The 20264-nt window shown below is 42.3% G+C and carries 21 protein-coding genes and 1 tRNA gene; 9 read left to right on the top strand and 13 right to left on the bottom strand.

The features are described 5' to 3' along the window. Positions 1-62: 62 nt before the first annotated feature. Complete coding sequence (gene radA, locus ACFSQ3_RS04175; RefSeq protein WP_380867780.1) at positions 63-1448, bottom strand: DNA repair protein RadA; 1386 nt, start codon at positions 1446-1448, stop codon at positions 63-65. 73 nt (positions 1449-1521) lie between these two features. Here radA and ACFSQ3_RS04170 point away from each other — a divergent pair, with 73 nt between their 5' ends. From ACFSQ3_RS04170 to trhO, 3 genes are read left to right on the top strand one after another with little or no spacing between them, the layout of a single operon-like run. Continuing rightward, entirely contained in the window at positions 1522-2028 is a 507-nt protein-coding gene (locus tag ACFSQ3_RS04170; protein WP_380867778.1) for an RNA polymerase sigma factor, read from the top strand. Beyond that, positions 2028-2654, top strand: a complete 627-nt coding sequence (locus tag ACFSQ3_RS04165) for a hypothetical protein (protein ID WP_380867777.1) — start codon at positions 2028-2030, stop codon at positions 2652-2654. The genes ACFSQ3_RS04170 and ACFSQ3_RS04165 overlap by 1 nt, the downstream gene beginning before the upstream one ends. A gap of 60 nt (positions 2655-2714) precedes the next feature. Then, complete coding sequence (trhO, locus tag ACFSQ3_RS04160) at positions 2715-3683, top strand: oxygen-dependent tRNA uridine(34) hydroxylase TrhO (protein WP_380867775.1); 969 nt, start codon at positions 2715-2717, stop codon at positions 3681-3683. Between the two features lie 579 nt (positions 3684-4262). Here the strand turns inward: trhO and ACFSQ3_RS04155 are convergent. Next, a tRNA-Gly gene (locus ACFSQ3_RS04155) sits at positions 4263-4338 on the bottom strand. Positions 4339-4402: 64 nt separating this feature from the next. Then, complete coding sequence (locus tag ACFSQ3_RS04150; RefSeq protein ID WP_380867772.1) at positions 4403-5941, bottom strand: NAD(P)/FAD-dependent oxidoreductase; 1539 nt, start codon at positions 5939-5941, stop codon at positions 4403-4405. Positions 5942-6076: 135 nt separating this feature from the next. On the opposite strand from ACFSQ3_RS04150, the gene ACFSQ3_RS04145 reads away from it, so the two are divergent. Genes ACFSQ3_RS04145 through ACFSQ3_RS04130 form a run of 4 tightly spaced genes read left to right on the top strand, consistent with a single transcriptional unit; the run spans position 6077 to position 8603 of the window. Continuing rightward, positions 6077-6658 carry a LemA family protein gene (locus ACFSQ3_RS04145; RefSeq protein WP_380867770.1) on the top strand — a complete coding sequence of 194 codons (582 nt, stop codon included), beginning with the start codon at positions 6077-6079 and terminating at the stop codon, positions 6656-6658. A gap of 57 nt (positions 6659-6715) precedes the next feature. Then, positions 6716-7150, top strand: coding sequence for a TPM domain-containing protein (locus ACFSQ3_RS04140; RefSeq protein ID WP_380867767.1), 435 nt, complete (start codon positions 6716-6718; stop codon positions 7148-7150). Continuing rightward, positions 7125-7964 (top strand): TPM domain-containing protein, encoded by an 840-nt coding sequence (locus tag ACFSQ3_RS04135; protein ID WP_380867766.1) that lies wholly within the window; start codon positions 7125-7127, stop codon positions 7962-7964. Before ACFSQ3_RS04140 ends, ACFSQ3_RS04135 begins: the two co-directional genes overlap by 26 nt. A 27-nt stretch (positions 7965-7991) precedes the next feature. Next, the gene (locus ACFSQ3_RS04130; RefSeq protein WP_380867764.1) at positions 7992-8603 is read left to right on the top strand and encodes a CatB-related O-acetyltransferase; all 612 of its coding nucleotides are present in this window, start codon (positions 7992-7994) and stop codon (positions 8601-8603) included. 219 nt (positions 8604-8822) lie between these two features. On the opposite strand, the gene ACFSQ3_RS04125 is transcribed toward ACFSQ3_RS04130, so the two are convergent. Both ACFSQ3_RS04125 and mfd read right to left on the bottom strand, forming a co-directional pair. Continuing rightward, the gene (locus ACFSQ3_RS04125) at positions 8823-9134 is read right to left on the bottom strand and encodes a hypothetical protein (RefSeq protein ID WP_380867762.1); all 312 of its coding nucleotides are present in this window, start codon (positions 9132-9134) and stop codon (positions 8823-8825) included. Positions 9135-9146: 12 nt separating this feature from the next. Continuing rightward, complete coding sequence (gene mfd, locus ACFSQ3_RS04120; RefSeq protein WP_380867761.1) at positions 9147-12485, bottom strand: transcription-repair coupling factor; 3339 nt, start codon at positions 12483-12485, stop codon at positions 9147-9149. 505 nt (positions 12486-12990) lie between these two features. Between mfd and ACFSQ3_RS04115 the strand changes: the two genes are divergently transcribed. Next, positions 12991-13437: a DUF983 domain-containing protein gene (locus ACFSQ3_RS04115; RefSeq protein WP_380867759.1), complete on the top strand. Its 447-nt coding sequence runs from the start codon at positions 12991-12993 to the stop codon at positions 13435-13437. Between the two features lie 3 nt (positions 13438-13440). On the opposite strand, the gene ACFSQ3_RS04110 is transcribed toward ACFSQ3_RS04115, so the two are convergent. The 8 genes from ACFSQ3_RS04110 to ACFSQ3_RS04075 form a co-directional block, all read right to left on the bottom strand. After that, positions 13441-14385, bottom strand: a complete 945-nt coding sequence (locus tag ACFSQ3_RS04110; RefSeq protein WP_380867756.1) for an N-acetylmuramoyl-L-alanine amidase — start codon at positions 14383-14385, stop codon at positions 13441-13443. 53 nt (positions 14386-14438) lie between these two features. Beyond that, the gene (locus ACFSQ3_RS04105; RefSeq protein ID WP_380867754.1) at positions 14439-15464 is read right to left on the bottom strand and encodes a DUF3078 domain-containing protein; all 1026 of its coding nucleotides are present in this window, start codon (positions 15462-15464) and stop codon (positions 14439-14441) included. A 3-nt stretch (positions 15465-15467) separates the two neighbouring features. After that, a complete protein-coding gene (locus ACFSQ3_RS04100) occupies positions 15468-16187 on the bottom strand; it encodes a hypothetical protein (protein WP_380867752.1) in 720 nt (239 codons plus the stop codon). 104 nt (positions 16188-16291) lie between these two features. Further along, complete coding sequence (locus ACFSQ3_RS04095) at positions 16292-17161, bottom strand: glucosaminidase domain-containing protein (protein ID WP_380867750.1); 870 nt, start codon at positions 17159-17161, stop codon at positions 16292-16294. After that, positions 17162-17674: a glucosaminidase domain-containing protein gene (locus ACFSQ3_RS04090; protein ID WP_380867748.1), complete on the bottom strand. Its 513-nt coding sequence runs from the start codon at positions 17672-17674 to the stop codon at positions 17162-17164. Positions 17675-17696: 22 nt separating this feature from the next. Further along, positions 17697-18332, bottom strand: a complete 636-nt coding sequence (locus ACFSQ3_RS04085) for an O-methyltransferase (protein WP_380867746.1) — start codon at positions 18330-18332, stop codon at positions 17697-17699. A 138-nt stretch (positions 18333-18470) separates the two neighbouring features. Further along, a complete protein-coding gene (gene folE, locus ACFSQ3_RS04080; RefSeq protein WP_380867745.1) occupies positions 18471-19109 on the bottom strand; it encodes a GTP cyclohydrolase I FolE in 639 nt (212 codons plus the stop codon). 10 nt (positions 19110-19119) lie between these two features. Next, complete coding sequence (locus tag ACFSQ3_RS04075) at positions 19120-19542, bottom strand: 6-pyruvoyl trahydropterin synthase family protein (RefSeq protein WP_380867742.1); 423 nt, start codon at positions 19540-19542, stop codon at positions 19120-19122. Between ACFSQ3_RS04075 and mqnB the strand changes: the two genes are divergently transcribed. Then, positions 19501-20217, top strand: coding sequence for a futalosine hydrolase (gene mqnB / locus ACFSQ3_RS04070; RefSeq protein WP_380867740.1), 717 nt, complete (start codon positions 19501-19503; stop codon positions 20215-20217). The genes ACFSQ3_RS04075 and mqnB overlap by 42 nt on opposite strands. Positions 20218-20264: the final 47 nt, after the last annotated feature.

Here is a 20264-nt window from a genome sequence, read left to right as displayed (position 1 = left end):
AATGTCTTTTATAGGATGTTAAGGTTTATACTAAACCTAATATAAGGAGTATTTTTGAGAAATTATCCAAACAAAGCTCGGAATACATCTTCCAACGTTGCCACTGGCCGAATAGCGATATCGTATTTTTTCGGATCGATACCTTTCAGGTTATATTTCGAGATGAAAATGCCATCGAAACCCAATTTTTCGGCTTCGGCAATGCGTTGTTCGATGCGATTTACTGCTCGGATTTCTCCTGATAAACCCACTTCTCCGGCAAAAGCGGTGGTTGTTGGAAGTGGAATATCTTGTTGGGAAGATATTAATGCTGCAACGACCGCTAAATCAATTGCTGGATCTTCTACACGCAATCCACCTGCAATATTTAAGAATACATCTTGCGTTCCTAATCGGAAACCAAAGCGTTTTTCTAAAACGGCTAATAGCATGTGCAAACGTTTTGTGTCAAATCCGGTCGAACTTCGCTGCGGCGTGCCATAAGCAGAAACGCTTACCAGCGCCTGTACTTCAATCATCAACGGACGAATCCCTTCCAGCATAGCGGCGATACCAACACCGCTCATCTGCTCTTCGCGCTGCGAAAGCATGATTTCCGATGGATTCGAAACTTCGCGTAATCCGTTGCCTTGCATTTCGTAAATGCCTAATTCGGAGGACGAGCCAAATCGGTTTTTCACCGCGCGCAAGATGCGGTAAACATGGTGACGATCGCCTTCGAACTGCAATACGGTATCCACCATGTGCTCCAAAACTTTTGGTCCGGCAATTGCGCCATCTTTGGTAATGTGACCAACAATGAGTACGGGCGTATCGGTTTCTTTCGCGAAGCGCAATAATTCCGCGGTACATTCTTTCACCTGCGACACGGAACCCGGCGCAGATTCGATTTGCGACGAGTGCAACGTTTGTATGGAGTCAATCACGACCACATCCGGCTGTACCGATTCAATTTGCTTAAAAATATTTTGGGTTGATGTTTCCGTTAGGATGAAACAATTCGCCTTGCTGCTCTGATTCAAGCGCTCGGCGCGCATTTTTATCTGCTGCTCACTTTCCTCACCGGAAATATATAGCGCCTTAATTTTCGGAATGGAAAGCGTTAATTGCAACATCAACGTCGATTTTCCGATTCCGGGTTCCCCGCCAATCAGCACGAGCGATCCAGGCACGATTCCTCCACCTAAAACACGGTTGAACTCGGCATCCGGAGTCAGAATTCGTTTCTCTTCGCTGTAAACAATCTCGTGTATAACGGCTGCTTTGTTGGCTCTTTTTGGCGTTCCGGTATTTGCGGTGCTTCGCCATTCGGGAACCTTGGATGCACCTTTGTCAACCACTTCTTCCACGAAACTATTCCATTGTTTACAAGAAGGACATTGCCCCAGCCATTTTGGCGATTCGTAACCGCAGCTTTGACAGAAATATGCAGATTTCGTTTTCGCCATTACACGAATTTAGAAAAAATGTGAGGACAATTCGTAACAAACTAGTAGTATTGTCGTCAAATAACCTAATATAATGAATCCGGAGTTTGAGCAACAATTTGTGTATCTCTTGGAGGAGCATCAAAATATCCTTCATAAAATCTGTAAGCTGTACACAGCGGATGCAGATGCGCACAAAGATTTGTTTCAAGAAATGGTGATTCAATTGTGGAAAGCGTATCCCAGCTTCAAAGGCCAAGCGAAGTTTACGACTTGGGCATACCGCGTAGCGCTGAATACGGCGATTTCGCTTTATCGCGTGAAGAAGCGGCGAGTGGAAACGGTAACTTGGGATAATGCGATCCATAATATGGTGTACGAGGAATATAATTCCGAACAGGAGGATAAGCTTCAATATTTATATGCGGCGGTGCATGAATTGAGCGATATCGAGAAAGCGCTCGTATATATGTATTTGGAAGATAAGGATTATGCCGAAATAGCGGAAACGCTTGGCGTTAGCGAAGTGAATGCGCGCGTGCGTATGAATCGCATCAAAACAAAATTAAAAGTAATACTCAGTCAACGAGGAGCATTATAATGGACGAGTTAGATTTCTTAAAGAATCAATGGCAGAAGGAAGATCGTTTCCCGCAGATAAAAGCGCAGGAAATCCGATCTATGTTGCATCGTAGTTCATCTTCGATTGTACAATGGATTTTCGTGATCAGCATTTTGGAGTTTCTATTTGGCTTATTGATGTCTTTCGTGCTTCCTGATTTGGAATTTCGATCGGCGTTCGAGGAATATTTTGTGCTCGCTGTTGAAGGAGTTTTCTACGTTGTGATTTTCTATTTTATTTATCATTTCTTCAAAAGCTTTCGCGCCATCCGTAGTACGAAAGATGCGAAATCGCTTATTTCGTCGATAATTGTGACCAGAGAACATGTAGAACGTTATGTTAAGTTTAATATTTACTTTTTCGGTTTTTCTATAGTTACCGCTGGACTTTTCTCATTGCATGAAAAGATTTTTGCTTCGGACGTTGAGCGTAGAACGATGGATATTGTTTTCTATGTTGCGATTTTCATTGCACTGATAGCGATCATTGGTTGGCTTTTTATCTTTCTTGTTCGCTTATATTATCGCGTATTGTACGGAATTCTTTTAAAGCGTTTGAACAAGAATTACGAAGAATTGCTCCAGTTGGAGAAAGAGGTCGAATAGATTTTTTTGTATCTTTGCAGCGCAATTCATTAAACGCCGTTTGCAGCGGTATCAATGCTCATGGGAAAATACAATACCTTGCTGTACTATTGTTACAGCCCTATCGAAGATGCAGAAAAATTTGCTGCTGATCACTTATCTTTTTGTAAATCGCTTCATCTTGTCGGACGAATTATCGTTGCGGACGAAGGATTGAATGGAACGGTTTCGGGTACGCCGGAAGCCTGCCAAGCATACATGGAAGCGGTGCACGCTGATCCAAGGTTTGCAAAAACAGAGTTTAAAATTGATGAGGTGGAAGAGCTATCTTTCATCAAAATGCACTGCCGATATAAGCCGGAGATTGTGCATTCGGGATTGCGCGATCCAAAAATGATCGATCCAAACCGCCAAACCGGTAAGCATTTGGAACCACAGGATTTCATGGAAATGAAAGATCAGGATGATGTGGTTGTGCTGGATGTGCGTTCTAATTACGAACACAGTGTGGGGCGGTTCAAAAATGCAGTAACCTTGGACATCGAGAATTTCCGTGAATTTCCAGAGAAAATCAAAGAATTAGAGCAATTCAAAGGCAAGAAGATTTTAACGTATTGCACTGGCGGTATCAAATGCGAGAAAGCTTCTGCATTATTGCTGAAAGAAGGTTTCGAGGATGTGTATCAATTGCATGGCGGAATCATCAAATATGGGAAAGAAGCAGGAGGGAAGGATTTCGAAGGCCAATGTTATGTGTTTGATAATCGCGTAACAGTTGATGTCAATTCAGTAAATCCATCCGTAGTTTCCACTTGTCGTAACTGTGGGACGGTTACTTCGAAGATGATCAACTGTGCAAACCCGGATTGTAATGAACATTTCACGCAATGTGATGCTTGTGGTGAGAAACTGGAAGGTTGTTGTTCGGAAGTGTGTACAACGCATCCGCGCAAGCGTGAATACGATGGCACCGGTTATTACGTGAAAGTTCCACAACCAGTAAACCCAGACAAAATCAGCAAACGCAAGCACAAACAGTTGGTTAAGTAATCAAATTTTTACTCGCTGCGCTCGAGCCGCGCGGGCTTTATTTTTTTGCCGAAAAAAAGTAACAAAAAGCTCGCCGCTGAGCGTATTGGCACTGCGGTAGTGCATCCTCGTGCAATCGCCAATCCGCTTAGGCGGCATTGCTCGGGAATGGAGAGGGTTTTGCTTTTTGTAAGGTTGTAAAGAAGTTGATAGATACGGTGTGACTGGTGCAGCAAACGTTGTTCCATCTAGTAAAGCTAATCAACCCGACCTAGCGTTCCGGCTGCGTCCATCTGGCCGGAAGCAAATCCGTTAAGAACAAAAATCTGTCTGAGCAAAGCGAGTTTATTTTTTGTTTAGGATTTCTTTTGGAAAGATAGCGGTAAGGAATGCAGTCTTGATTTTGCCAAACTTTTATCAAGAAAAGTTTGAAAAAAGATTATCGCAACATTTTTTGATTTCAAACAGAATATTAGGTTACAAACTGTTTTCGTTCTAACAGAGCGTTTCGAAGATATGATTTTGTAGATATAGGAAACAAAATCAAAGACAAATCCATACTAAAACAAAAAAGTCCATCATTGCTGATGAACTTTTCTTTGGAGCGAAAGACGAGATTCGAACTCGCGACCCCGACCTTGGCAAGGTCGTGCTCTACCAACTGAGCTACTTTCGCATTGGTGGAACAAAGGTAATATTTCCACCGATATTTGTCAATATTTTTTTTCAAAAAATATCGCCTATTTAATGGCGTCAACGCAGTTCATGCCGTCAATAGCGGCTGAAACAATGCCGCCTGCGTAGCCTGCGCCTTCAGCACACGGGTATAAACCAGCAACTTGCGGATGTTGAAATGTTTCTTTATTTCTAGGAATACGCAACGGGGAAGATGTTCTGGATTCTACGCCGACCAAAATCGCTTCATTGGTATAATAGCCACGCATCTTTTGTCCGAATTTCGGTAAGGCACCTTTCAACGCGCGATGTACAAAATCGGGTAAAACGTCCTGTAGCTCGACCGATTTCGTTCCAGGCTTATACGAATGAACAGGAAGATCGTTCGACAAACGTCCTTCAACAAAATCCACCATCCGCTGCGCGGGAGCGACCAAAGCACCGCCGCCGGCCAAAAATGCTTTTTGCTCCACTGCTTGCTGAAACTCCAACAAGGCAAATGGGTTTTCTAAGGCGGCTGGAATATCTTCCAAGTTGATTTGTGTTACGGTTCCCGAATTTGCGTGCGGATTATTGCGCTTGGATGGCGACCATCCGTTGACTACGATTTCATTTTGATCGGTGGCGCACGGTGCAATAATTCCACCAGGACACATACAAAACGAAAATACGCCGCGCCCATCGACTTGCTCCACCAAACTGTAATAAGCTGGCGGAAGGTTTTCATGGCGTTCTTTACAATGATACTGTGCGCTGTCAATAATATATTGCGGATGTTCAATACGAACGCCTAAAGCAAATGGCTTCGCTTCTAGCAACCAGCCCTTCTCCCGAAATAAATAGAAGATATCGCGAGCTGAATGTCCTGTAGCCAAAATAATATCGGTCGCTTCAATGGAAGAGCCATTAGCTAATTTCACACCTGTAGCACGTCCGGAAGAGCTCGTGATATCCACCAGCTTTGTGTCAAAATGCACTTCTCCACCTTGTTCGATAATGCGCTCGCGCATCAGCTGAATAATATGCGGAAGCTTGTTGGTGCCAATATGTGGACGTGCATTCACTAGGATATCTTCGTCGGCGCCATGTTCCACGAAGATGGAAAGCACTTTCTGTACATCGCCGCGCTTATCGGATCGCGTATAAAGTTTCCCGTCGGAATAAGTTCCAGCTCCGCCTTCCCCAAAGCAATAATTCGATTCCGGATTGACGATACCTTCGCGGTTGATGCGCGCTAAATCACGTCGACGATCCTGAACGGCTTTTCCGCGTTCTAGAACGATTGGTTTTAAGCCTTTTTCCAAACATCGGTACGCAGCAAACAATCCGGCCGGACCTGCACCAATAATAATGACAGGTTTTGCCCCGCGAACATTTTGAAGGGCTGAGGTGTAAACAAATGGGGATGGCGATTCGTCAATGTAAAAAATCACGCGAAGGCGGTAAACAACTTGTCGGCTACGTCCATCGATCGATCTTTTCCGAATGTGGATTCCGCCGATTCTATCTTCGGCAATACGAAGTTTTTTTGCTCCTAAACGTTTAATCGCCAGTTCGTCGTTAATCAAATCAGGACTAACGGCTAATTCTATCTCTTTTTGCATGCGTTATTTGTTGGGTTTTTATCCCAAATCTCGTTGCAAAGATAAGGAATCTGCGGAGTATCGCTGCGCGGATATTTTCGGGAAATCTCACTTGAATTTTGTATATTTATCCATAACGAAATGGAATATATACAGATGAAAAGATTATTACTTCTTGCTGTTGTGGGCATGTTCACAGCAGCCTTTTTAAGTTCTTGTGGTTACAATACGATGGTTTCCAAAGATGAAAATGTGAAAGGAAAATGGGCGCAAGTAGAAAATGCGTATCAACGCCGTGCTGATTTGATTCCGAATTTGGTGTCTACGGTAAAAGGAGCTGCTGATCATGAACAAAGCACATTGCAAGCTGTTGTGGAGGCACGTGCGAAAGCAACGCAGGTTTCTGTGGATCCGTCCAATCTTTCGGAAGAAGAAATCGCAAATTTTCAGCAGACGCAAGATGCTTTCTCGCAGTCGATCGGAAGATTGTTGGTTAGCGTAGAAGCTTATCCTGACTTGAAAGCCAATCAGAATTTCCGTGAACTGCAAGCGCAATTAGAAGGAACAGAAAACCGCATTTCGGTGGAACGTCGTGCTTATAACGAAGCGGTTCAGGATTTCAATACCACTGTTCGTAGCTTTCCAAATAACATGATGGCAGGAATGTTTGGTTTTAAAGCCAAAGGAACTTTTAAAGCAGCAGAAGGTTCGGATAAAGCACCAACAGTTTCATTTTAAATGATTTCAGTGGAAGCTTTTGCAAATTTTGGAAGCTTCAGCGATCAATAAAACGCTATGGAAATCTTTACGCAACAAGAGCAGGATCGGATTGTGCAGGCAATTAGTCTAGCCGAAAGTCATACTTCTGGAGAAATTCGATTGGTTTTGGAGAGAAAACTGAAGGGTGTATCGGCAATAGATCGCGCAACTCATTATTTCGATAAGCTCAAAATGGGACATACGCAATTGCGGAATGGAGTGCTTATTTACTTGGCACACGATGATCATGCGTATGCTATTATCGGAGATTCGGGTATCCATGCCAAGGTTTCTGATGATTTTTGGGAAACTGTCTCTTCACATATGTTGGAGCATTTCAAAGAAGGTAACGTAGTAGAGGGATTAATTGCAGGTGTAACGGAAGCGGGAGAGCAATTGAGCGCTTATTTCCCGAAAGGGCAGGATGATGTAAATGAATTACCGGATGATATACATTTTGGAGAAAACTAAAGCTATGCTTTTGGTGGCAAAGGCCAAAAGCATTTTCGCGTTTACGCTGTTGCTGGCATTCTCATGGATAAACTTTTCGGCTGCGCAGGATTTTCCGGCGCAGCCGAAAACCTTGGTGAGCGATTATGTAGGAGCATTGAGTAAATCGGAAGCACGCGCTTTAGAAGAGAAGTTGTTGCAATTCGAGGATTCTACATCCGTGCAAATTGCTGTCGTTGTGATGCGTTCGACTGGCGAGTACGATATTGCAGATTATGGCGATAGGCTGGCGCAACATTGGGGCGTTGGTAATAAAAAATATAACAACGGAATTCTTCTCCTAGTTGCCTTAGATGATCGTGCGGTAACGATCCGTACCGGATATGGACTTGAAGGCGCTGTTCCCGATGCTATTGCTTACCGAATCATAGAGAATGAAATTAAACCCGCGTTTCGTACTGCCAATTATGCGCAGGGAATAAGTGATGGTGTTGATGCATTAATCGCGCATAGCAAGGGCGAATATAAAGCGGATCCAAAAAAGGAAGGTCGTTCCGGTAAAGGCGGTGTGCCGATCATTGTTATTATTTTTATCATCATCGTGGTCGTATCCATCATTTCTTCTAAAGGAGGAGGTGGTGGCGGTGGCAAGATGATGGGCGGTCGTGGCGCGTCGGACTTGTTTTGGTGGACATTGTTAAATCAGATGGGACGCGGCGGCAGCGGTCGAGGAAACTCCGGAGGAGGTTTCGGAGGTGGCTTTGGCGGCGGTGGCGGCTTCGGAGGCTTTGGTGGAGGAAGTTTTGGCGGCGGCGGAGCAAGCGGACGTTGGTAGGTTTCGTTGACTGATATTAGTTTTTAAATGAACATTCCTGATAAGAATAACGCATTTCCATTGCCGAACTACGATCGATTATGTTTTCTGAAAAATATTATAAAAAATCCTAATATCATTGTTGGCGATTATACGTATTGTGACGATTTCGAAAACGTTGAAAATTTTGAAAGGAACGTTAAATATCATTTTGATTTTATCGGTGATCGCTTGATCATCGGTAAATTTTGCATGATCGCGTCCGATGTAAAGTTTATCATGAACGGCGCGAATCATAAAATGGACGGGATAACTGCTTATCCGTTTTACATTTTCGGGGAGGATTGGATTAAATCAGCACCTGATAATAAAGACTTGCCTCACAAAGGAGATACAATTGTGGAAAATGACGTGTGGATTGGGTATAATGCGACCATAATGCCGGGTGTTAAAATTGGAAATGGCGCTATTATTTCTACGAATTCGACGGTTGTAAAAGATGTGGAACCTTATAGTGTTGTCGGCGGTAATCCTGCTAAGCTGATCAGGAAAAGGTTTTCAGATGAGCGAATCAAAGAGTCGTTGGACATGGCTTGGTGGGATTGGGATATAGAAGAGATTACCGAAAATCTTGAGTTTCTTACTCGTGAAATAAAGTAGTTTTTTGCGCATCTTCGATCTCATGGAAATACAGAGAACGTGTTTCCGAAATTTGTTTCCTCAAAGAAAAGTGCAGTTGCTTTTCTTGGGTAAAAACGAAGCGTAAAGAAATAACATCTTTAAAAAACTGTCCTCGTTTATAAGTAACTGGAAGTTTTGTTAGCAATCGAGCTACTTGCAATTATTATTTCTTAAATGTTTTGGGACTACCGTGTGTGCTTAAAATGTGGAACCAACGTGTTCAATTTTGGTTACTTCTACGTCAACAATCAAGCGAATTTTCTCGTCTATAGCGGGAAGAATTGCTCGATTAAAGAGTGAATTAATTACCGATGCGGGAACGAGCTGATACATAGTTAAGCGACTGCTCGTAGATAGGGAATTGTCGAAGTACACGGAAGTTTTTAGCATGCTATTTTCAAAAGCGTATTCGAACTCATGTTCATAAATACTAGAAAAGCCGGTATGCATGTAATAAATACATTTTCCTTTATAGGCGGTTGCCGTATCTGTAAACCAGTCTGCACGCACCAAATACGTTTTCTATTTTTGCATCTCTCTTAACAAACTCAGTGCATACGTAATAGAATTAACACCATTAATCGCAATACGCAATTGTCCTTTTACTTCTTTTAGGTTGCTAATACTTGGATGTTTTTGTACGAAGCTTAATACATGGCCAAACTGATCGGATTCAAAATAGCTGGATTTTGCATTGGAAATAAAGAAGCCTTTTAAAACATCCTTTTTGTAGGTGATTTTTTCTAAGCCAATTTCTTTGCCTAACCACTGCAAGCGCAACGTGTCAAAAAGTTGAAAAACTGGTGGCGGGACAGGTCCAAATCGATCTTCTAAGTTCTTTGCAAATCGATCCAGTTCCTCTTCGCTTTGTAGCCGCGACAATTCCGTGTATAAATTATATCGCTCCGAAATGTTGGTCACGTATTCGTCTGGAATCAACACTTCTAAATCGGTATCTACCTGCGTAAAGGAAACATAACTTCGGTTTTGCTCATCAGCAAACAATTCGCCGAACTCATCATCCTTTAGCTCTTGAACGGCTTCGTCCAAAATCTTATTGTACATTTCAAAGCCTATTTCTGCGATAAAGCCGGATTGCTCCGCGCCCAATAAATTTCCGGAGCCGCGGATATCCAAATCGCGCATTGCCACATTAAAGCCGGATCCTAGTTCCGAGAATTCTTCGATGGCAGAAAGCCGTTTGTAAGCTTCGTTAGTTAAAGTTGCTAAAGGTGGACTTAATAAATAACAAAAAGCTTTTTTGTTAGATCGACCCACGCGCCCGCGCATTTGGTGTAAATCGCTCAGCCCAAACATGTGCGCTTGGTTGATGATAATGGTGTTGGCATTTGGGATGTCCAAACCGGCTTCAATAATGGTGGTCGCGATCAATACATCGTAATCGTGATTGATGAATTTCAGCATCACATCTTCCAAATCGTCGCCTTCCAATTGTCCGTGTGCAACACCGACGCGTGCGTTTGGCACCAGCTTTTGGATTAGTAAACCGAGTTGTTTCAAGTCGGCCACGCGATTATGGATGAAAAACACCTGTCCGCCGCGGTCTATTTCATAAGAAACCGCTTCTTGGATCAAAGGTTCATTGAACACATGTAATTCTGTTTGTACAGGTTGACGATTTGGTGGTGGTGTGGAAATGATACTCAAATCGCGCGCACCCATTAAAGAGAAATGTAATGTTCTTGGGATTGGTGTTGCGGTCAGTGTTAACGAATCCACGTTGGCGCGCATGTGCTTTAATTTTTCTTTTACCGAAACGCCAAACTTTTGTTCTTCGTCGATAATCATCAGTCCCAAGTCCTTAAACTTCACATCTTTGCTTACTAGGCGATGCGTTCCAACGATAATGTCGACTTTTCCTTCAGCCAAACGCTGTAAGGTTTCTTTGATTTGTTTGCTGGTTTTAAAACGGTTGATGTAGTCAATATTTGCCGGTAGTCCCTTCAAACGTTCTGAAAATGTGCGGTAATGCTGTAATGCCAAGATGGTTGTTGGTACCAAAACAGCCACCTGCTTGCTATCTGCTACCGCTTTGAATGCAGCGCGAATCGCTACCTCTGTTTTGCCAAAACCCACATCACCACAAACTAGACGGTCCATTGGATGTGGCGATTCCATGTCTCGTTTTACATCCGCCGTAGATTTTTCTTGATCGGGCGTATCTTCATATATAAAAGATGCTTCTAATTCCTTTTGTAGGTACGTATCCGGACTAAAGGCATTTCCGGTTTGTGCTTTTCGCTTCGCGTAAAGTTTTATTAAATCTCGCGCAATATCTTTGACCTTTTTCTTGGTGGTCTTTTTCAGTTTTTCCCAAGTGTCCGTTCCCAATTTGTTCATTTTTGGAAGCGTGCCCTCTTTTCCAGAATACTTGGATATACGATTCAGCGAGTTGATATTTACGTACAAAAGATCGTTGTCGGCATAGATTAGGCGAATCATTTCCTGCGTTTTTCCATTCACTTCCACCTTTTCTAATCCGGCATATTTTCCCACGCCGTGATCGATGTGGGTGATGTAATCGCCTGGTTTCAGATCGCGTAAATCTTTCAGCGTAATCGCTTGTGAGCGCTCGTAACCTTTTTTACGTTTATACTTATAATAACGATCAAAAATTTGGTGATCGGTGTAGCAGGCTGTACGTATGGTGTCGTCACGAAAACCTTCTCGAAGCGCTTTGTAAATAGGTGTAAATGTTACGGATTTATCTAAGTCATCTAAAATGGCGTAAATGCGCTCCACTTGCTTATTGGAATCGGAAAATATTAGATTGCTAATTTTTTTCTGTTCGTTTTCTTTGAAATTGTGGATCAACAAGCTGAAATCTTTATTGAAAGATGGCTGCGGGTGTGTATCGAACTGTATTGTCAGGTCGGGATTGTAAAAAAATTGCTTTCCAAACTCTATGACAGGAAACTCAAAAAGCATCGCATTTACATTCTTTTCATCCGAAAAAGTAAAACGTGGATCGATCCATTCCGGGTTATTCTTGATATCATCTTCCGATAGCGCTTTCCAAAATTGGGCTGCTTTTTGGTAACCATCGCGAAGGATATCTAACGTAAATTGTACATCTTTAATCCAAATGACAGCATCTTTAGCAATATATTCCAATAAGGAAATATGATTATTCGTTAAAAACTTGGCTTGCACATTTGGAACAATGGTTACGGAGTTGATTTTCTTAACGGAAACTTGGCTCTCAATGTCGAAAGTTCGGATCGTTTCAATTTCATCTCCAAAAAATTCTACGCGGTACGGTAGATCATTGGAATATGAGAATATGTCGACGATTCCGCCGCGAATAGCAAATTGCCCAGGTTCGTAAACGAAATCAACGCGTTCGAAATCGTATTCATAGAGAAACTCGTTGATGAAATCGATGCTCAGTTTCGTGTTGACGCGAATTTCAAGCGTGTTTTTCTCCAAATCGTCCCGATTAATTACTTTTTCGGCAATCGCTTCTGGATAACTAACAACAATTTTAGGAAGTTCTGAGGTATGATGTAATGAACTCAGCGTTTCGGCACGTTGCAAAACGTGCGTACCATCTAATTGCGTAAAATCGTACGCTTTTCGAAACGAAGACGGAAAGAAAAGGATTTGTTTGTCAAAAAGGCTTTCCAAATCTGCTAAGAAGAAGGAAGCGTCTTCGTGCGTTGGTAAAATAAATACGAAGGGGCGTTGCTGCATGTGGTACAGACTACTGGCTATCACAGCATCCGATGATCCTATCAATCCTTTGGCATGGATTTTTGGATTCTTTTTAACAATTGCAGTTGCAAGATTAGTCAGCTGTTCGGTAGCGGCGTATTTGCCAATAATCTCTTGTATATCCACGCGTTTTCTTTATTTGCTACGAATGTACAAAAACCTTACCGATCAAGCCAAGGGACGTTTTGCCGAAATAAATGATAGGTGTCCTTTAACAAAAAGAGTTCAATTTTTGGTTGAACTCTCAGTTTTTGCTAGTTTTTTCGACTAAGCATGTTGTTAATATGGTGGTTAGTTAGTTTTTTTTGTTATTTTTCTTAAATAATATGATGTAAATATAGTTAAACTTTTAATATTTACTAATTTATATGCATAAATAATTGTTTTTATATTAATTTTTGGATAAAAATAGGATTTATGCCTATTTTAAGGTGTATTTGTCGGTTGTTAGGTGTTGTTTTTTGTTTATTTGCTGTTTTTAAGCTTTTTTTAGTGTTGTTATTGGTTTTTTTAATTCTTTTGCTGTGTTCTTGAGCGATGCAACAAAATGGTTTTTCACCTCGATATTTGGTATCTTTGCAGAATCAAGCTCGAACGCACTTTGCGTTCATCAACTAAAGCGCGTTACGTTATGAAAGCGTCAGAAGAAAAAAGTTACCCAGGAGTTTTATCCAGCGCATGGCACTGTAAATGTCCACGTTGCAGACGTGGAAACATGTTTGAAGGGCCGATTTTGAGTTTCACTGCGCGACAAATGCGTCCGGTTTGTCCACACTGCGATTTACAGTTCGAAAAAGAGCCCGGCTATTTCTATGTCGCTATGTATGTAAGCTATGTTTTTGTTGTAGCACAATTGGTTACAGCTTGCGTTGCAACGTATATTCTGACAGGAAATGCCGAATCTCCATGGCTTTATCTTTCAGTTGCTGCGGCAGCGGTAATCCTTTTGGCTCCCTTCAACTATCGATATTCTCGCGTGGTGTTGTTGTATTGGATGACGCCGATTTTCAAATTTCGTCCTGAATTGTATCGCAACCATCATCGAGAGCCACAAGTTCACCAAAAGACCGAAGCGTAACCTTTAATAATATTTACGATAAAGATCGTAAAGCACCATCACATCGTATGGGGTAAGTTCGGGCGAAACATCGGTGCGAATGAACTTCTTTTTAAATGCTCGAATTGCCGTGCGTAAATTCGATGTGTCATACCCGATGATGCGTAATGCGTCTGTGCTATTGAATGTTGGTGGAGGAGGAGCTAGGAAGCTTTCGTTATGCCAAATGCCAAAACCGCGTTCGGCCAATACCTGCCAAGGGAAAAAGGTGCTCGGATCGTCTTTGCGTCCCGGAGCATAATCCGAATGGCCAATGAAGTTGACTGTTGGAATGCGGTATTTGCTCTTTAGGCTGTTTAATAGAACCAATAAAGTATTTATCTGTGCGTCCGGGAATGGCTCGCGACCATTGTTGTCTAATTCTATTCCTATGGAAACGGAGTTCATATCCGTGATGTTTCCCCATTTTCCCGCGCCAGCGTGCCACGCGCGCATATATTCATTGAGCATTTGCACCAATTGACCATCGCGCCCAATCACGTAGTGCGCACTCACTTGCGTATGCTCCAGTTGGAAGGTACGAATGGTTTGCGCGATGCTATTCTGTGAGGTGTGATGAATCATCACAAATTGAGGTTTGCGAAGATCGTAATGGACCGTTGGTGTGAAATCAGCCGTACGTTGTATCCCCGATGCATATAATTCTTCCGCTTTTTGCTCCGGCGTGAGCAACTGACGAAATATGCCTTCTTGCGGTCCATCCAATACTCCGCCATGTGTCATAACTACGACGGTGTCGCGAACAATAGAATCTTGCGCAGGATATACAGGATGTGTTGATGGTGGTTTAGCAGCCGTGACAACTGCTGGTGTTGAAAGAGGTTGGGTTTGTTTCTTTTTACTCGAACATGCCGAAAGTATAATTGCCGATGAAATTATTCCGCACGAAACCCATCCTTTTATCCTCATTTGCGTTTATCTATTTTTACGGTTTTATAACAAGAACTGGAGTAGAAGGTTTGTTATTGACGAGGGAATGCAAATAAAATACCCATTGATAACGCCTGACTGTACTGAACGCGTGCGCTTGTTTCTCCTTCAACGATTCGTGTACGGTCATACCAAAGAATCCCATTAGCAGTTACACTAATTATTCCACTCACTTTAGCAGTTAACGTAGCATCCAATCTATGATCGGGACGTGATATTTCTTGATAATCTGCAAGCATGGCGTAACGAGCTTTAAGATTTAGGTTTTTCGACAAGTTACGATCCAAGTTGGCAACTAACTGGAAACCGAGCTCACTTCGCATCGTGCGTCCAGGTTCGACACCAAAAGCTGCTTTTAGCCCCAGAACTCTTCCTGATGTATCCGTAAGCGGTTCTCGCACTCTGTCATCTAGAACAAATGTTTGACGCGCCGTACCTGTACCGAAACGTAAAGAGAATGTTTCATCAGGCTTATATTCCAAACCGAGCGATTCCGTTAAATAACCTGGAGACATAAATGCAGAGATTTGGCGTCCTCGTGGATTTGTTTCAGTGGCAATATAGTTGTATCCCGGAGAAAACGTTGATTCGAACAATAAAGATGTAAAGATGGACCAATTGGTAGAGAACTTATAGGCTAATTTATTATCCCAAAAAATACGGTCAATGTTTTTCTTGCTTAACTGCCCATCATTCGACAAAACACCATAACGAAAGTCGAATTCCGTCGTAAAGTTGAAGTCGTTTTTATTAAACTCGGATTTGTGCCATCCAGTTGTCGACCATGCGACGGAGTTAACACCACCATCGCGCCAGTTATCACTAAAAGACGCTTGATTTAGATTTAAGCCGATTTTTGTCCAATGTTTCCAATAATCTACGGATAAACCAAGTTCTGGGATTGGAACGTTGACGTTGCGAATACTCAATGGTCTGTTTTTTTTACTACCTATAATGCTTGTATCTGGTAATGCTCGAAGATCCTTTAAATCTTGTGCATATAGTTCTCCAAAACCTAAACAGGTTGCCAGCGCAACAAAGCAAATTACGTGTTTCATAGACTAATTCTTTCGTTTAACATCAAAGTCTACCTTTGGTAGTTCTGGCAAAGGTCGCAAATCTGGCAGTATTTTGAACATATTGTATTTACTTTTTATGTATTGCGTTAGCTGATAATGACTTGCTCGCGTTACAAATGCATACGTCGGTCGATATCTGATCATAAAGTTCTGTAACCTTTCGCCTTCCAGTCCTACCAAATTTCGCACCAAATCGGGTGTAAATACGGAATCGATTACGTTTTCTTCGTATAACTGTTGCAAATACTCAGTAAAACGTCGTGCATTGCGACCTTCTTTGCTAAAGTAATTGTAGATCGCATTAATGCTTAGGCCTGCACCTGTTGGGCCCACGCTGATCAACGATCCCGGATCAGCTAACGAAAATGCATCGCGATTTTCTCGCCGCGCTTCTTCATAAACATCGCTCGGCGACCGCCGAGCGCTCACTGAAACAGGTTGGATGTAACGGAAGTCGCGCAACATAGATAACACTAAGATGGGTTTGTCGGATACAGCAATGGTGTCGCTGAAGAAACCATCTTTGCTAAGGACTAAAGTGTCGTTTTTTACAACATCCATCCGAAATTCTCCTTTTGCGTTATTGAACACGCGCTGATGAGTTCTCGGATTGTAGATTTGAACTCGTCCTAAACGATCTTTAGATTCTTCATCATATATAATACCTTCAATGGATGTTTGCGCCTGTACGAAAAAAGGCATAACAATGAGAAGGAATGGTATATAATAACGTAATAGGCTCACTTTAGTAAAACTACGTCTTCAAGAAATAGAAAACTAATATTTAACATCTTTTTGGAAAGATGCTATTTAGAAACGACTAAAAGTTGTCCAACAGATAGGTTTTCATCGTCCAATGCATTCAGGTCAATTAGCTCTTGTACGGTAAGCTGATAACGCTGGGCAATGTTGTATAGCGTGTCATTCGCCTTGACTTCATAAATGGTCATCGCGACCGGCTTCTTCACTTCTTCCGGCGCCACTTCTTCTTCAACCACCTCTTTGACCTTAATGATATCTTCCACCTGATGTTCACGAACTTCTTGCTCGACAAAAGTTTCCTCGCTGTCGTAACGATATAGCTGGTAACGCTCAATGAGGTCAATCAATAAATAAGCATAACGCGGATTGGTGGCATATCCAGCTTGTTTCAAGCCATGTGCCCATCCTTTATAATCGTCTTTTTTTAACGCAAACAGTGGTTCGTAGCGCTTGCGTAGCAGAAATTGGGAGTGATCTCGGAAGGAGTCATCCGGGTTGCTGTAGACACGAAAGCAATCGTTCGGACCATCATCGGGGCGATTTGTACTTCGTCCGTTCCAAGAGCCTCCGCATTTAATGCCGAAGTGATTATTAGCTTCTTTTGCTAAATAACTGTTTCCATTTCCAGATTCGAGCAAGGCCTGCGCAAGCTTGATGCTGGCAGGAATCCCGTATTGGTTCATTTCCGCTATTGCAATGGATCTATAACGATCGATGTAAGCGTTACCACTACTAGTGCCGCCTTTGCCTGAAGATACATTCGGTCTGGAATTATTTGTGCTGGGTTCCGTATTTTTTGATGTGCTACTTGGATAGTTTTTCGAAGAGCGCAATACCGTTCCTCTTTTCGAGCTACAAGCAGAAAAAAATAACGCTACACCAAGTAGCATAACCAACCCAAATGTATATTTCACTTAGTTTAATGAAGTCTTTTCGTCGTATTGATCAAGATTATATCGGTCGATGGTAGCTAATACTTTTTTCGACCAATCACCTGAAGTGGAATATCCAGATTTTGCAATTCCTTTGATCCAAGATTGGTAATCCTCCGAATCATGTTTCATAAACAACGGTTGCGTGGATTTTTTTCTTTGGAGCATACCTACAAAATCGCGATAAGAAGCTAATGTTGAATCGTATCCCTTGTAAGCAGAGTTGATTTTTCTACTGTTGTTTTTACCTTTTATGCCGAAGTGATTGTTGAGGTAAGTAGCTATGCGGCTGTTTCCGTAGGCACTTTCGTGAATAGCGATGGCTAAAATGACTGATGCGGGAACGCCTGTTTCTTTCATAAGCTGTTTGGCAGCTTTACTGTGTTTTTCCAAGTAACTTGTCGGCGTGTATTTGCGCTGAGCTTGGCAATAGCTGCCACCGATCGTTATCATAAGAAAAAGTACGCATAGTACTTTCATCCAATTTTTTGACATGTTTTATTTTTTAGTTCAACCATTACTTTTTGCGCAATACAAAAAGCCCGTCTCTAATGGGCAAAATCAACTTGTCAACACGCTGATCCGCCGCTAAATAATTATTCAATGCTAAAATCTGTCGAGTTTGGCTGTCTGGATTCTCGTCCAAAACACGTCCTTTCCACAGTACGTTATCTACCAAAATGAGTCCGCCAGAAGAAACCCTGTCAATAACCATTTCATAGTAGATTTTGTTTCGCTTTTTATCGGCATCAATGAAAACTAAATCAAATGTTCCCACAATGCTAGGAATTACGTCGATCGCGTCGCCAATATGATATTGAATCTGCGCCTGTTTCTCCGATGCATCGAAGTACGTTTGAACACGTTCCTGTAATTCTTCGTTGATGTCAATCGTATGAATAATACCACCTGTTTTCAACCCTTCCGCTAACGCTAAAGTAGCATATCCCGTAAATGTGCCAATCTCCAAAATCTGTTTTGGAGCGACTAATTTGCTTAACATAGATAGTACCCTACCCTGAAAATGACCCGATAACATATGTGCTTTCGTGTCTTTCAAATAGGTGTCCCGATTTATCTTTTTTAGTAACGCAGGTTCCTCATCACATGTGCTTTCTAGGTATGCGCTCCACGCTTCATCGGGCATATTCATGGCGACAAATATAAATATTCCAACTAGATAGACAAGTTAAAAATTGTTAACGAGTTAAAAGTCAGCACCTTGCTAAGGTATTTTTTGTAACACGATGCGCCTGCTTTTCACGGCGCATCGTGTATTGAGTGGTGTTTTTTAATCTAAAGATGCAGTGATCAGACGCAGAAACTCCGAGCGAGTTACGTCATTTTCGAAAGCACCGGTAAATGCCGAAGTGGTGGTTACCGAATTTTGTTTTTGTATGCCGCGCATAGCCATGCACATGTGCTTACATTCCATCACTACTGCAACGCCAAGTGGTTTCAAGGTGTCCTGAATACAATCCCGAATTTCGTTTGTTAAGCGTTCTTGTACCTGCAGTCTGCGCGCAAAAGCTTCTACGACGCGGGGGATTTTACTCAGTCCAACGATATGTCCGTTCGGGATGTATGCGATATGCGCTTTTCCGAAGAAAGGAAGCATGTGGTGTTCGCACATCGAGTAGATTTCAATATCTTTAACCACCACCATTTGGCTGTATTCTTCTTCGAACATCGCACTTTTTAAGACTGCGGCTGCATCTACATTGTAGCCATGCGTTAAAAATTGCAGTGCTTTCGCCACGCGTTCGGGTGTTTTTAATAATCCCTCGCGCTCCGGCTTTTCGCCTAAAGCGTCTAAAATATCCGTATAGTGTGATGCAATACGTTCTACATCCTTCGTGTTGTATTGATCGATTTTACGGTATCCTTCGAACTCGTCGTCATCGTCGTCAACGTGGTGTAAATTATTCATGTATTCTTAATTATTGGGAATTTGAACCGAAATATTCGGCGTAATTGTTTTCTGTTTCGTGCAGTCGTACTGCATGCAATAAAACGCCTTCCTGATCGAAGGCTGGTTTTAATACCTCAAAAATGGACTGTGCAATCACCTCGGTAGAAGCCATTTTGTTTTGCATGAATGCCACTTCTAAATTGATATTTTTATGATCAACATGCTGAATGACGTGTTCGTTGATGATGTTCTTCATCACTTTTAAATCCATCACAAAACCTGTTTCCGGATTCACCTCGCCTTTTACCGTGACGAAAAGCTCATAATTGTGGCCGTGCCAATTTGGATTGGAGCAATTGCCAAATACCTGCAAATTCTTTTCATCCGACCATTCCGGACGAAATAATCGATGTGCTGCACTGAAACGTTCGCGACGCGTTATAAAGACCATATGCCAAATATACAGGAAAAAAGGGTACTTTGCCGTTTGCTAAAATTGAATTTTCGGATGAGAATATTAATAGTTGCCGCAACATCTGGAGAGGTCCAACCTTCTTTATTGTTTTTGAAAGAACAGGGCATCGATGTTTTGATAACTGGCGTAGGCATGGTGGAAACCGCCTTTGCACTGGGTGAACGTTTGGCTCAAACGCAGTACGATTTGCTTCTTAATGTGGGCGTTGCTGGATCGTTTTCCCGCGCTATCCAGATTGGCGATGTCTTAGGAGTATCGGCAGATCGACTGATTGAGTTGGGCGCAGAAGATGGCGAGCAATTTTTGCCAATAGAAGAAATGGGGTTGGCCGAAAGTGTTTTTAAGGTAGGCGTTTTAACCAATTTGCCACCGACTGGTTTGCCCGATGTGAAAGCAATTACCGTAAATACCGTTCATGGCAATAATGATTCTATCGAAATGCTTTCTAAAAGATTGGATGGCGCGGTGTTGGAATCAATGGAAGGCGCGGCGGTTCTTTTTGCCGCGAAGAAAAAAGGGGTATCCGTTATGCAGGTCAGGGCAGTTTCTAATTACGTAGAGCGGCGCAACACAAGTAGTTGGAATATGCCGTTGGCCGTTGAAAAGTTGAACGAATGGCTACAAAGATACCTGCACAGCCTGCTGTCCTGATCGCTTAAAATACTTGGAGCACACTACCATAATTCGATAAATTGTAG

The organism is Sphingobacterium corticis (assembly GCF_042684745.1).
Classification (GTDB): Bacteria; Bacteroidota; Bacteroidia; order Sphingobacteriales; family Sphingobacteriaceae; genus Sphingobacterium; species Sphingobacterium corticis.
This window is presented reverse-complemented; position numbering and strand designations above follow the sequence as displayed.